The organism is Thermobifida fusca NBRC 14071 = JCM 3263, assembly GCF_001592045.1.
GTDB lineage: Bacteria > Actinomycetota > Actinomycetes > Streptosporangiales > Streptosporangiaceae > Thermobifida > Thermobifida fusca.
Genome location: NZ_BCWB01000029.1, coordinates 17,003 through 30,091, shown reverse-complemented (window position 1 = coordinate 30,091; position 13,089 = coordinate 17,003). Strand labels below are relative to the sequence as shown.

The window sequence follows — 13,089 nt, the reverse complement described above, 5'->3', positions numbered from 1 at the left end:
GGTACGACACGGTGCTGGGCACCCTGCCGGGCGAGGTCGAGGTCGGCGAGGACAGCATCACGGTCGGCGGCACCACCATGAAGGCGCTCGCCCAGCGCGACCCGGCTCAGCTCCCGTGGGGCGACCTCGGGGTGGACATCGTCGTGGAGTCCACTGGCTTCTTCACCAAGGCTGAGGACGCGAAGAAGCACCTCGACGCCGGCGCCAAGAAGGTCATCATCTCCGCCCCCGCCAAGGGCGAGGACCTGACGGTCGTCATGGGCGTCAACGACGACAAGTACGACCCGGCCAACCACCACATCCTGTCCAACGCCTCCTGCACCACCAACTGCGTGGCGCCGATGGCGAAGACCCTGATGGAGAACTTCGGCATCGTCAAGGGTCTGATGACCACGGTGCACGCCTACACCAACGACCAGGTCATCCTGGACTACCCGCACAAGGACCTGCGCCGTGCCCGGGCCGCCGCGCAGAACATCATCCCGACCACCACCGGTGCCGCCAAGGCCACCGCTCTGGTGCTGCCCGAGCTGAAGGGCAAGCTCGACGGCCTGGCGATGCGGGTGCCGGTGCCGGACGGCTCGGTGACCGACCTGGTGGTCACGCTGGAGCGCGAAGTCACCAAGGAAGAGGTCAACGCCGCCTTCAAGGCTGCGGCCGAGGGCGCGCTCAAGGACATCCTGGTCTACACCGAGGACCCGATCGTCTCCTCCGACATCGTCGGCACCCCGGCGTCCTGCACCTTCGACGCCAGCCTCACCATGGCCTTCGGCACCCAGGTCAAGGTCGTCGGCTGGTACGACAACGAGTGGGGCTACTCCAACCGCCTGGTCGACCTGGTCAAGCTGGTCGGCTCCAACCTCTGACCCGCGCCGCGTACGGCATCGGCGACGCCCTCGCCACCGGCCCACGCACGGCCGGACGGGGGCGTCGCCGCCCCATGGAGCCCACCTTCTGCCAGAAAGAGAAGTCACGATATGCGGACGATCGAGGATCTCGACGTCGCGGGCAAGCGCGTCTTCGTCCGAGCCGATCTCAACGTGCCGCTCGACGGTGACCGCATCACCGACGACGGTCGTATCCGGGCCAGCCTGCCCACCATCACTGCACTGCGCGAGCGGAACGCGCGCGTGATCATCGGCGCCCACTTGGGCCGCCCCAAAGGCAAGGTCGACCCTGCCTACTCGCTGAAGCCGGTCGCCGCCCGCCTGGGTGAGCTGCTGGGCACCGAGGTGCGCTTCGCCTCCGACACCGCAGGCGAATCCGCCCAGGCCATCAGCCGCGAGCTGGCCGACGGCGAGGTCGCCCTCGTGGAGAACCTGCGTTTTGAGCCGGGCGAGACCAGCAAGGACGACGCCGAACGCGGTGAGTTCGCCGATCGGCTCGCCGCACTGGCTGAGCTGTACGTCGGCGACGGTTTCGGCGCCGTGCACCGCAAGCACGCCAGCGTCTACGACCTGCCGAAGCGTCTGCCGCACGCCGCCGGCGGACTGGTGCTGGCCGAAGTCAACGTGCTGCGCAAGCTGACCGAGTCCCCGCAGCGCCCCTACGTGGTCGTACTGGGCGGCTCCAAGGTCTCCGACAAACTCGGCGTCATCGACAACCTGCTCAACACCGCCGACCGCATCCTCATCGGCGGCGGCATGGCCTACACCTTCCTCGCCGCGCAGGGCTACGAGGTGGGCGCCAGCCTGCTGGAGCGGGACCAGATCGACACCGTCAAGGGGTACCTGCGCCGGGCTGAGGAGCGCGGTGTGGAACTCGTGCTCCCGGTGGACGTGGTGGCCGCAGAGAAGTTCGCTGCGGACGCCGCCCACGACGTGGTCGACGTCCGGGAGATCCCCGCGGACCGGATGGGGCTGGACATCGGACCGGCCTCGGCTGAGCTCTTCGCGTCGAAACTGGCGGACGCCGCGACCGTGTTCTGGAACGGCCCGATGGGCGTGTTCGAAATGGAGCCGTACGCGAAGGGCACCCGCTCCGTGGCGCAGGCCCTAGCCGACTCCTCGGCGTTCACCGTGGTCGGCGGGGGCGACTCGGCCGCAGCCGTCCGGGCACTCGGCTTCGACGAGAAGGCGTTCAGCCACATCTCCACCGGTGGCGGTGCCAGCCTGGAGTACCTCGAAGGAAAGACCCTGCCCGGCATCGCGGCATTGGAGGAATAGGACGACATGGCAACCGCCAAGCGCAAGCCGCTGATTGCGGGTAACTGGAAGCTGAACAACAACCACCTCGAGGCCATCGCGCTGGTGCAGAAGATGGCCTTCGCCCTCAACGACGCCGACTACGACGCCGCAGACATCGCGGTTCTGCCGCCGTTCACCGCGATCCGCAGCGTGCAGACCCTGGTGGAAGGGGACAAACTGCGGATCACCTACGGTGCCCAGGACATCTCCCAGCACGAGAAGGGCGCCTACACCGGTGAAGTGTCCGGCCCGATGCTGGCCAAACTCAACTGCACGTACGCGCTGGCCGGGCACTCGGAGCGGCGCGAATACCACCACGAGGACGACGCGGTCGTCAACGCGAAAGTCAAAGCGGCCTTCGCCAGCGGCATCACGCCCATCCTGTGCCTGGGTGAAGGGTTGGAGGTCCGCAAGGCGGGACGCCACGTCGAGCACACCCTCGCCCAGTTGGAAGGCGCGCTCAAGGGCGTGACCGAGGAGCAAGTCCGCACCCTGGTCGTGGCCTACGAGCCGGTGTGGGCGATCGGTACCGGCGAAGTCGCCACGCCCGAGGACGCCCAGGAGGTGTGCGCGGCGCTGCGCAAGCGGATTGGTGAACTGTACTCCCCTGAGGCCGCACAGCAGACCCGCATCCTCTACGGCGGGTCGGTGAAGAGCGGCAACGTCGCAGCGATCATGGCGCAAGCAGACGTTGACGGCGCGCTGGTCGGCGGTGCGAGCCTGGACGCTGACGAGTTCGTCAAGCTGATCCGCGCCGCGGTCCAGGGCTGAGCCTGTGCCGTCGGCGGGTCGTCCGCGCGCGGTGCGGCTCGCCGACGGCGCCGTCAGCGGAGTTGTTCACACTGAATGGCACTGGGGCCTACAGTGTCAGGGGTAAAATCAGGTAATGTTCCCGATACCCTGTCCGGGGTTCCGCTTTCCCTCACACACTGCGGGACCGGACGGAGGTTCTGGTCGTTCGGATTCCCCCTCGTTGGGGTCGAGTTGCGGGTGAGCGTGTGATTATCGTCGGTCTCTCTATTGCCTTGATGGTCGTCAGCGTACTGATGATCATGCTGGTGCTGCTCCACAAGGGTAAAGGCGGCGGCCTCTCCGACCTGTTCGGTGGCGGCGTCACCTCTTCCTTGGGGGGCTCATCGGTGGTGCAGCGCAACCTTGACCGGTTGACGATCGCCACCGGGCTTGTCTGGATCGTCGGTATCGTCGCGCTCGGCCTGCTCATTCTCCGACAGGGCTAGTCACAGCATCGCGATCCTACGCCCGCAGGGCCTGGCACGCGCTCGGTGCTGTGTGCGTTCTGCGGCGCGTGCGGCGGGCTTGCCGGGCACATCACGCTGAAGGAGTTTTTCGTGGGTAGTGGCAGTGCCATCCGTGGCAGCCGCGTTGGTGCCGGCCCGATGGGTGAGGCCGAGCGTGGTGAGGCGGCCCCGCGGATTCGTGTCGCGTTCTACTGCGCCAACAAGCACCAAGTGGTTCCGAGCTTCGCGCACGATGCTCAGATCCCTGATGAGTGGGACTGCCCCCGTTGTGGTTTCCCCGCCGGTAAGGACCCCGAGAACCCTCCGGCCCCTCCGAAGACCGAACCCTACAAGACGCATCTGGCCTACGTGAAAGAGCGGCGTAGCGAAGCCGACGGCGAGGCCATCCTGCAAGAGGCGATCGCTAAGCTCCGTGCGGAGCGCGCTGCGATGTCGTCTGCTTTGAAGTCGTTCACTGACTGAGACTGAGCGTGGGCGGACGGACCACGCGGTCAGTATCCGGGTCTGTCCTTGCGCTCGCCGATTCTTCTGGGACGTGCGACCAGGTCTCAGATGCCCCCGTCGGATGTCCGGCGGGGGCACTGGCGTGTCTGGGCCCGGATCGGGTCTTGCGCTGTCTGCGGCTGCCGTGGCGGGAATCCCGGCGCTGTGCGCTCCGCTGCCCGCGATAGGCCGGACAGCGGAGCGGTGCCGTCCCGCGTGCGATGCGCCGGGGCGGCTCTTTTTTCTTGCTGGGTGAGGACGGCTGCCCGCCGGGACTCCTGTGGAGGGGGAGTGCCGCGGTCTGCGGCGTGCGCTTCGTACCGTCTGCGAGCGACCCGCGTCTGCCGCGCAGCATCGGCTGGTATGCCCGGCGGGTGATGCGCCGGGCACTGCCTCATTCCCGGTCTCACCTCGCAAAGTCGCGCACAAGACAGACAACTGCGACAATGCTCATGATCGTGCAAACGCATGAGCAGTCGGGTAGATACGGGCGTTAGCGGACGTGTTGAATGGACCCTGGCAGTGGTCCACCACGACCGTGACGAAGACCTTCCCCACACCCGTGCGTGTCCGTCCCACGCACGGAACGACGGGCGCCCCCCGATCCGTCCTGGAGGGCGCCCGTCACGTTCTTCGCCGGCTTTGCCGCGAAGAAGAGCGGGCAACCGGGCAGCACCCCCACAAGGGGTGGTTCCCGGGAGTGGAGTGTCCGCACGAAGGGCCACGACGCTGTCTTGGCACAGTCGACACGGGGGCACCCGCCGTAACGGACGGAACGGTTCGGGACACTGGCATCAAAGGCATGCGCTACTGCGCCCCGACAGTCAGGACCCAGCGACGATGAGGAGCGACCCGTGAGCGACACTTTCGACCGGTTGTGGGCTGGTCTCGCCCCACTGGGACGCGACCGCACTACCGGAGGCTACCGGCGCCTCTCGTGGACACCCGTCGACGCCGAGCTGCGGGCCTGGTTCACCAGTGAGGCTCAAGCCCGCGGGATGACAGTGGAGGCCGACGGCAACGGCAACCTGTGGGCCTGGTGGCCAGAGGCCGGTCCCGACGCTGTCGTCACCGGGTCGCACCTGGACTCGGTTCCCAACGGCGGCGGGTACGACGGTCCGCTCGGAGTCGTCAGCGCGCTGGCTGCCGTTGATGAACTCAAACAGCGCGGTCTGCGTCCGCAGCGTCCGCTGGCAGTCGTGGTGTTCGTGGAGGAAGAGGGCGCCCGGTTCGGCGTGCCGCGGCTCGGATCCCGGCTGCTCACCGGGGCCATCACCGCGGAACGGGTCCGTGGTCTCACCGACGCCGACGGGGTCACCTGGGCCCGGGCGATGACCGAGGCCGGTTTGGATCCGGAGCGGATGGGCGCCGACCCCGAGCGGTTGGCGCGCATCGGCGTCTTCGTGGAACTCCACATTGAGCAGGGCCGTTTCCTCGCCCACCACGGGGTTCCGGTCGGGGTGGGCGCCACGGTCTGGCCGCACGGCCGGTGGCGACTGGACTTCTCCGGGCAGGCCGACCATGCCGGAACCACGCGGATCGCCGATCGCAACGACCCCATGCTGCCGTTCGCGGAGACGGTGAGCGCAGTCCGCCGGGCCGCACTCGAACACGATGCGGTGGCTACGGTGGGACGAGTGTGGCTCACCCCCAACACCAGCAATTCCATTCCGTCCCGGGTACGCGCCTGGTTGGATGCGCGCGCCCCCCAGGAAGCCACGCTGCGTGCCATGGTGCACGACATCGATATGGCGGCCCGGGTGGCCGCGGCCGAGCACGGGGTCAGCCTCAGCAGTTTTCAGGAGTCGTTCTTCCCCCGGGTGGATTTTCCCCGGGAACTGTGCCACCGGTTGGCTGCCCTGGTCGGCGGGGAGACACCTGCTCCGCTGCTGTCCACCGGTGCGGGACACGATGCGGCGATCCTTGCGTCAGCGGTGCCCGCGAGCATGCTCTTCGTCCGCAACCCCACGGGTATTTCGCATGCTCCCGAGGAGCGCGTTGATCCCGCGGACTGCCATGCGGGAGTCGCCGCCCTCACCGAGGTGCTCGCCGATCTCACCGAGGCGAAACGCGACTGAGCGCACAGCACTGTATCGGAAAGCCCGCGGGGACAGCCGGGCTGCTGCCGTTGGCGAGCACGCGGCGGGATGAAGGGCGCTCCTGGACGGTGTTCCGGGGCAGCCGCCAGGCGCCGGAGGCAGTCCGGGCGGTTCGAGTAGTGCGGCACAGCCCGTTATGCGCCGAGAAACCCCTCGCCCACCCCTTCTCCTTCTTCACCGCTGGGCTGTGCGGGAGGCGCGGCGAGCCTGCTGTGGTGGATTCCGTAGAGGAAGTAGATGGCGACCCCGATCACGAGCCATACCGCGAACCGGATCCAGGTGAGCGCGGTCAGGTTGAGCATCAGCCAGAGGCAGGAGAGCGCGGCCAGCAGCGGCAGTACCGGAGACCAGGGCACGCGGAATGCCCGCGGCAGGTCGGGGCGGAGAGAACGCAGGACGACCACGCCCACAGACACTACGACGAACGCGAACAGCGTGCCGATATTGACCATCTCTTCAAGCGTGCTGATGGGAACGAGGCCGCCGAGCAGTGCCACGGCCGCGGTGGTCAGCAGGGTGGTCACATACGGGGTGCCGAACCGCGGGTGGATACGGGAGAGCGCTCGGGGCAGCAGCCCGTCGCGGGACATGGCGAACGCGACCCGGGCCTGACCCATCATCAGCACCAGGATGACGGTGGTGATGCCGATGACCCCGCCCAGCGAGATCAGGGTCGCCGCCCAGTCGGCGCCGACAGAGCGGAAGGCGTCGGAGAGGGGTGCGGTCACGTTGAGTTCCGTGTACGGGCGCATCCCTGTGACGACTGCGGCCACCGCCATGTACAGCAGGGTGACGATGAGCAGGGAGCCGAAGATGCCGACAGGGATGTCCCGCCGCGGGTTGCGGGTTTCTTCAGCGGTGGTGGCGACGATGTCGAAGCCGATGAAGGAGAAGAACACCACTGATGCGGCGGCGACCACTCCCCACGGGCCGAAGGAGGTGGGTTCCAAGCCGAAGAGGACGTGGGTGAGCGTGGCATCGCTCACCCCGGTGGTGTCCGCGGCCGCGGGCTGCGCGGGTGGGATGAACGGCGTCCAGTTGGCGGGGTCGACGTAGGCTGCGCCCACGGCGATGATGAAGAGCACGATGCCGACTTTGATCGCCACCACGACCGCGGTGACCCGGCCCGACAGTTTGGCTCCCAGCATGCCGACAAGGCCCAGGAGGACGGCGATGGCCACGGCGCCGAGGTTCACCGGGAGACCGGCGAGGGTGACCGTGGTCGGCAGGGCGAGGAGGTCTCCGGCATATTCCGACCAGCCCACGGAGACCACAGAGGCCGCCAGGGTGAACTCCAAGATGAGGTCCCAGCCGATGATCCAGGCGACGAATTCCCCTAGCGTGGCGTAGCCGAACGTGTACGCGCTCCCGGCGACCGGCACGGTGGAGGCGAATTCGGCGTAGCACATGGCAGCCAGTGCGCATACAGCTCCGGCAGCGAGGAAGGACAGGACGATGGCGGGGCCGGCGTTCTCGGCGGCCTGCCGTCCCGTGACGACGAAGATGCCGGTTCCGATGATGACTCCGATGCCGAAGACGATCAGGTCGAAGCCGTTGAGGTCCCGGCGGAGCCGATACCCGGGTTCGTCGGTGTCCCGGATGGACTGTTCGATGCTCTTCGTGCGCCAGATACTCACCTGATCTCCAGTCCCGCCCGCGTGCCGTGCAGCACACATCACCGTTCGAAGAGTAACGAGAAAAATACTCTCAGTAATAGGAGGGGAGGGTGGGAAGACACGAGCGGCCGGCGCCGCAGAGCGGCGCCGGCCGGGACATGGGGCCGAGGGGCGCGCTGGAGAAACAGAGCGCTGCGCAGCCGCCTAGTTCTCGGCGGGAGTGCTCTCTGCGGGGGTGTTCTCGGCCGTGGTCTTCTTCGTACGGCGCCGCTTCACCGGACGGGAGTAGTCGAGCAGCGGTTCGAACCGGGCGTCGTATTCCTGCTTGCACTCCACGCAGGCGTCGACTTCGCGGATGACACCGTCCCAGGCGAACTGGATCGCTTCAGTGGCCTCGACCTTCTCGCCGTTCACGGCATGCGGGTCGCAGTACTTGCGAGTGAAGACCTCGGTGACCACGATGCGGCTCCCCTTCGGTAGGCGGTACGGGTACTGGCACCGTGATCATACACGCGTTCGAATGGAGGGCTGGGCCTTCGCGCAGGCCCGCGGTATGCGGCCCCCAAGAGCCTAGCGGAGTGTGGCGCTAGATGTGTCGTTTTTAGCGGAATGTCGGGTGGGGTGCCGGGAAAGCCTTTTCCTGAGAGTGTTGGAAGTGTTACTCTCTGTGCATATTTCTTTGGGAGTGATCCCAAATACGGGTTTTTCCTGTCCCTGAACCGACTGGAGCACTCGTGCGAGAGTATCCCCCCACGCGGCGCCGACCGGTGCGCTTCGGCGCGGCCCTTGCCGCATTCGTGCTCGGTGCCACCGGTGCTGCGGCTCTCCCCAGCCCAGCCCACGCCGCCGCCGGATGCAGCGTCGACTACAGCGTCAACCAGTGGAACGACGGTTTCACTGGAACCGTCACCGTCACCAACCTGGGCGACCCCGTCAACGGCTGGACCCTCAGTTGGCGCTTCCCTTCCGGGGAGCGGATCACCCACGGGTGGAACGCTGAGTTCCAGACCAACGGCGCCGAGGTCACCGCCGCCAACACTCCCTGGAACGCCAGCGTCCCCACGGGCGGCACCGTCAGTTTTGGCTTCAACGCCACCCACAACGGCACGGTCGGCATCCCCGAGTCCTTCACCTTCAACGGCACCGTATGCACTGACCAGCCCACGCCGGGCGGGCCAGAAGAACCCGGCGGCCCCGAGGAGCCCGGCGGGCCTGAAGAACCAGGCGAACCCGAAGAACCCGCCCTCCCCGAACCCACCGGAGCCCGCCAAGCGGAACGGCTCGACCGCGGACTGATCAGCGTGCGCAGCGGCAACGGGAACCTGGTGAGCTGGCGGCTGCTCGGCTCGGACCCCCGCGACATCGCGTTCAACGTCTACCGCGGATCCACCCGCGTCAACTCCACCCCCCTCACCTCCGCCACCTCCTACCTTGACGCCGGCGCCCCAGCCGACGCCTCCTACACAGTGCGGCCGGTCGTCGACGGCGTGGAACTGGGCCCCTCCGCAGCCTCCCTCAACTTCACCAACGGCTACCTGGACGTGCCGTTGCAGCGTCCCGCGGGCGGCACCGTCCACGGCTCCTCCTACACCTATGAGGCCAACGACGCCAGCGTCGGCGACCTCGACGGCGACGGCCGCTACGAGATCGTCCTGAAGTGGGAGCCCACCAACGCCAAGGACAACTCCCAGTCCGGCTACACCGGGCCGGTCCTCATCGACGCCTACGAACTCGACGGCACCCTCCTGTGGCGGATCAACCTGGGCATCAACATCCGCGCCGGGGCCCACTACACCCAGTTCCAGGTCTATGACTACGACGGCGACGGGCGCGCCGAAGTCGCCATGAAAACCGCTGACGGGACCCGCGACGGCACCGGGGCGGTGATCGGCTCCGCCAACGCCGACTACCGCAACTCCTCCGGATACGTCCTGTCCGGACCGGAATACCTCACCGTCTTCGACGGGCGCACCGGCCGGGCCCTGGACACAGTGGACTACGTGCCGCCCCGCGGCAACGTGTCCTCGTGGGGCGACTCCTACGGCAACCGGGTGGACCGCTTCCTCGCCGGCACCGCCTACCTGGACGGGAAACGGCCCAGCATGATCTTCTCCCGCGGCTACTACACCCGAACCGTCATCACAGCGTGGGACTTCCGCGACGGACGACTCACCCGCCGGTGGACCTTCGACACCAACAGCTCCACCAACACCGGACGCGGCTACGAAGGCCAAGGGTTCCACTCCCTGTCCATCGCGGACGCCGACGGCGACGGCCGTGACGAGATCATGTTCGGCGCCATGGCCGTCGACGATGACGGGCGCGGCATGTGGACCACCGGATACGGCCACGGCGACGCCCTGCACGTCGGCGACTTCGTCCCCGCCCGGCCCGGACTCGAGGTGTACGGGGTTTCCGAAAGCTCCTCGCAGCCCAACGCTTGGCTCGCCGACGCGCGCACAGGAAGCACCCTGTGGCGCACCGCCTCCGGCGACGACAACGGGCGCGGCGTCGCCGGAGATATCTGGGCAGGCAGCCCCGGCGCCGAATTCTGGTCCTCACGGGTGGACGGCCTACTCAACACCTCCGGAACCGCCATCGGCCGCAAACCCAGCTCGATCAACTTCCTCGTCTGGTGGGACGGAGACCCCAGCCGGGAACTGCTGGACCAGACCCGGATCGACAAGTACGGTCCGAACGGCGACACGCGCCTGCTCACGGGCAGCGGTGTGGCCTCCAACAACGGCACCAAAGCCACCCCGTCCCTGTCCGGCGACATCCTCGGCGACTGGCGCGAAGAGGTGATCTGGCGGACCAGCGACAACTCGGCGCTGCGGATCTACGCCAGCCCGCACCCCACGGAACTGCGGATCCCCACCCTGATGCATGACACCCAGTACCGGGTAGCGATCGCCTGGCAGAACACCGCATACAACCAGCCGCCGCACCCGTCCTTCCCCATCGGAGACGGCATGGCGCCGCCGCCGTGGCCGGACATCTACTACCCCTGATCCCGAGAGATTCCTGACCTCTGCACGACCGGTGGGACGCTGCCGTGGTGGCGCCCCACCGCGCTGCGTTCCCGCAGCACCGCCCAGGCGGCGGTTCCGCCCCGCGGCGCAGCGGGGGCACGGACCGTGGCACCGCACAGGCACAACCTCTCGTGACGTGCAGTGATCCCCGCTAGCGGCACCGGAAAGGCGAGGAGAGGCCGCCCCCGCGCCCCTGCCTCCGCAGGGGCGGAGCGGACACCACAAGCTCCACAGCGGGAAAAGGACGAGGACCGCGGCGCCAGTGCCCGCGATAAATCAGAAAATAACGACAGATCTCTTTCCAGACCTGTGTCCGGCATGTTACTCTCTGTTTCGTTCGGTGGAGGAAACCCCCGATTCAGTTACGGTGTGTGTTTCTCTTTGCCAGCGGTGTTGCGGAACCGTCGCACCTACAGCCCTCACAGACCTGCGGCGCGGCGACCTCTCCCCGGTACGGACCACCCTTGCTGATGTGAGGAATCCCCGCAGACGTGGGCGCCCGGAACAACCGATGGCGTCTTCGACTACCGCCGGGATGGGAGGAGACAAGGGGCGGACAGCGTCCTGCTGCCCGCCCCTTTCCGCTCAAACGGCACCCTGCGCCCTACACCACGCCGGGGACGTAGAAGCCGGGTGGCAGGGCACTGGCTGCGGCGCGGTCGAGAAGGAACAGCGTGCGGGAACGCCCCCGCGCGCCCGCCGCAGGCACCTGGATCGGCCCGGCTTTATCCAACGCCAGCCGGATCGCGTTGGCCTTGGCCTCCCCGGAAGCGATCAGCCACACTTCCCGGGCTGCGCGGATCGCCGGCAGCGTCAACGAGATCCGCACCGGCGGCGGTTTAGGAGAACCGTGGACCGACACTACGGTCCGCTCCGTCTCATACATGGCAGGCCGCCCGGGAAACAGCGAGGCCACATGGGCGTCCTCACCCACACCCAGCAGGCAGACATCGAACGCGGGCACCGCGTCGCCGTACTCGGCCGCCTCCCGCAGCTCGTCAGCGTAGCGGCGTGCCGCCGCTTCCGGGGAGTCGTCGACCCTGTCGGAGGCGCCCATCGGATGCACCCGCTCCGCCGGAACAGGAACATGGTCCAGCAAGGCACGGCGTGCCTGGGTCTCGTTGCGGTCCGGGTCGCCGGACGGAAGGAACCGCTCGTCCCCCCACCAGATGTCCACGCGGGACCAGTCGATGGCGTCGCGGGCCGGGGCCAGCGCCAACTGTTCGAGCACCGCGATACCGATCCCGCCGCCGGTCAGCACCAAGGAGGCGGTGCCGCGCATTGCTTGGGCATCCACCAGGCGGGTCACCAGCCGCGCCGCTGTCGCCTTGGCCAGCAGCTCGGCATCGGACTGCACCACCACGGTAGGGGGATTGACGATTCGGCTCACGCCGATACCTCCGCTCTTGCTAACCGTTCCGCCAGGAACTTCGCCGTGGCCGCATACATCTCGTCGGCGTCCAAGTGACGCAGCTCTTCGGCGAGATATTCGGAAAGGTGACGCCGTGACAGGGCCACGGTCTGCAGAGGACGGTTCGGCCGCTGCAGGGTCGCCACCCGCCCGTCTTTGCGGCTGATGGTGATCGGCCCGTCCTCGGTGACCAGCACCGTCTCGGTGATCCCGGGGCCGCTGGACACCCGGCGCTCCACCGGAACCTCCAAACGCTGCGACAACCACGCGGCCAGCAGGTCGGCGCTGGGCAGGTGGTCTTCTGCGACGACCTCTGCCCGGGTGACCCACCCGCACGACTGGTCCATCGTGGACGCGAGCAAGGCCCGCCACGGCGTGGTCCGCGTCCACGCCAGGTCAGTGTCCCCTGGATGGTAATGGCTGATCCGCGTCACCAGGTCCGCGAGAGGATCGGCGGCACGATGGGAGTCGGTGATGCGTCGGGCAGCCAGCTGTCCCACCGGGTCGGCTGCTGGATGGACCGGACCGCCCTCCGGCCACCACGCCACCACGGGGGTATCCGGAACCAGCAGCGGGGTGACCACCGAGTCGGCATGGTCGGCGAGCGGACCGTACAGCCGCAGCAGCACGGTCTCCCCCGGACCGAAAGTGCCGGGACGGCGGATCTCTGCGTCGAGCGCCGGTTCCAGGCCAGGGTCGCGCAGGATCAACGCGATCACGCGGCTGGGATGCTCCCGGCCGGCTTCGGTGGCCGCCTGCACCGCGTCGTAGTGGCCGGCTTCATCGGTGACGATGACCAGGGTGAGGACAAGGTTCATCGCACCGCCGCCGACACTGCGCCGTTCAGTAGCCAACGCTTCGGTGATCTGCGCGGTGGTTGTTCGCGGAAGATACAGGGTCACAACGGTCCTCCCCAGAACTGATCGCCCTATGCGCGGCACAGGCGCGGGGCCGGGCCGTAGCGCAGGCCCCGAAAACGGCTGGTGCACGGGTGCGGGAAAGC

General features: G+C 67.9%; 11 protein-coding genes. 7 read left to right on the top strand and 4 right to left on the bottom strand.

The features are described 5' to 3' along the window. The 6 genes from gap to TF1_RS06405 form a co-directional block, all read left to right on the top strand. On the top strand, window positions 1-866 hold an 866-nt coding region (gene gap / locus TF1_RS06430), incomplete at its 5' end, for a type I glyceraldehyde-3-phosphate dehydrogenase (RefSeq protein WP_061783741.1). A 111-nt stretch (window positions 867-977) separates the two neighbouring features. Next, window positions 978-2,165: a phosphoglycerate kinase gene (locus TF1_RS06425; RefSeq protein WP_011292439.1), complete on the top strand. Its 1,188-nt coding sequence runs from the start codon at window positions 978-980 to the stop codon at window positions 2,163-2,165. Between the two features lie 6 nt (window positions 2,166-2,171). Further along, on the top strand, window positions 2,172-2,957 hold the full coding sequence (gene tpiA, locus TF1_RS06420) for a triose-phosphate isomerase (protein WP_011292438.1): 786 nt from the start codon (window positions 2,172-2,174) through the stop codon (window positions 2,955-2,957). Between the two features lie 230 nt (window positions 2,958-3,187). Beyond that, window positions 3,188-3,424: a preprotein translocase subunit SecG gene (gene secG, locus TF1_RS06415; protein WP_038043916.1), complete on the top strand. Its 237-nt coding sequence runs from the start codon at window positions 3,188-3,190 to the stop codon at window positions 3,422-3,424. 111 nt (window positions 3,425-3,535) lie between these two features. After that, window positions 3,536-3,907 carry an RNA polymerase-binding protein RbpA gene (locus TF1_RS06410; RefSeq protein WP_011292436.1) on the top strand — a complete coding sequence of 124 codons (372 nt, stop codon included), beginning with the start codon at window positions 3,536-3,538 and terminating at the stop codon, window positions 3,905-3,907. Between the two features lie 875 nt (window positions 3,908-4,782). Beyond that, window positions 4,783-6,006: an allantoate amidohydrolase gene (locus TF1_RS06405; RefSeq protein ID WP_011292435.1), complete on the top strand. Its 1,224-nt coding sequence runs from the start codon at window positions 4,783-4,785 to the stop codon at window positions 6,004-6,006. A gap of 155 nt (window positions 6,007-6,161) precedes the next feature. Here the strand turns inward: TF1_RS06405 and TF1_RS06400 are convergent, their stop codons facing one another. Both TF1_RS06400 and TF1_RS06395 read right to left on the bottom strand, forming a co-directional pair. Continuing rightward, window positions 6,162-7,664: an amino acid permease gene (locus TF1_RS06400; RefSeq protein WP_011292434.1), complete on the bottom strand. Its 1,503-nt coding sequence runs from the start codon at window positions 7,662-7,664 to the stop codon at window positions 6,162-6,164. A 183-nt stretch (window positions 7,665-7,847) separates the two neighbouring features. After that, entirely contained in the window at window positions 7,848-8,102 is a 255-nt protein-coding gene (locus TF1_RS06395; RefSeq protein ID WP_011292433.1) for a hypothetical protein, read from the bottom strand. A 275-nt stretch (window positions 8,103-8,377) separates the two neighbouring features. Here TF1_RS06395 and TF1_RS06390 point away from each other — a divergent pair, with 275 nt between their 5' ends. Continuing rightward, window positions 8,378-10,654: a rhamnogalacturonan lyase family protein gene (locus TF1_RS06390; RefSeq protein WP_061783740.1), complete on the top strand. Its 2,277-nt coding sequence runs from the start codon at window positions 8,378-8,380 to the stop codon at window positions 10,652-10,654. Window positions 10,655-11,279: 625 nt separating this feature from the next. Here the strand turns inward: TF1_RS06390 and pgl are convergent. Both pgl and TF1_RS06380 read right to left on the bottom strand, forming a co-directional pair. Continuing rightward, window positions 11,280-12,065, bottom strand: a complete 786-nt coding sequence (gene pgl, locus TF1_RS06385) for a 6-phosphogluconolactonase (protein ID WP_011292430.1) — start codon at window positions 12,063-12,065, stop codon at window positions 11,280-11,282. Further along, entirely contained in the window at window positions 12,062-12,988 is a 927-nt protein-coding gene (locus tag TF1_RS06380; protein WP_011292429.1) for a glucose-6-phosphate dehydrogenase assembly protein OpcA, read from the bottom strand. The genes pgl and TF1_RS06380 overlap by 4 nt, the downstream gene beginning before the upstream one ends. Window positions 12,989-13,089 lie beyond the last annotated feature (101 nt).

Bases quoted from the DNA above. Each gene is read 5' to 3' on its own strand.
- TF1_RS06425 (WP_011292439.1), top strand. From the start codon at position 978: ATGCGGACGATCGAGGATCTCGACGTCGCGGGCAAGCGCGTCTTCGTC.
- tpiA (WP_011292438.1), top strand. From the start codon at position 2,172: ATGGCAACCGCCAAGCGCAAGCCGCTGATTGCGGGTAACTGGAAGCTG.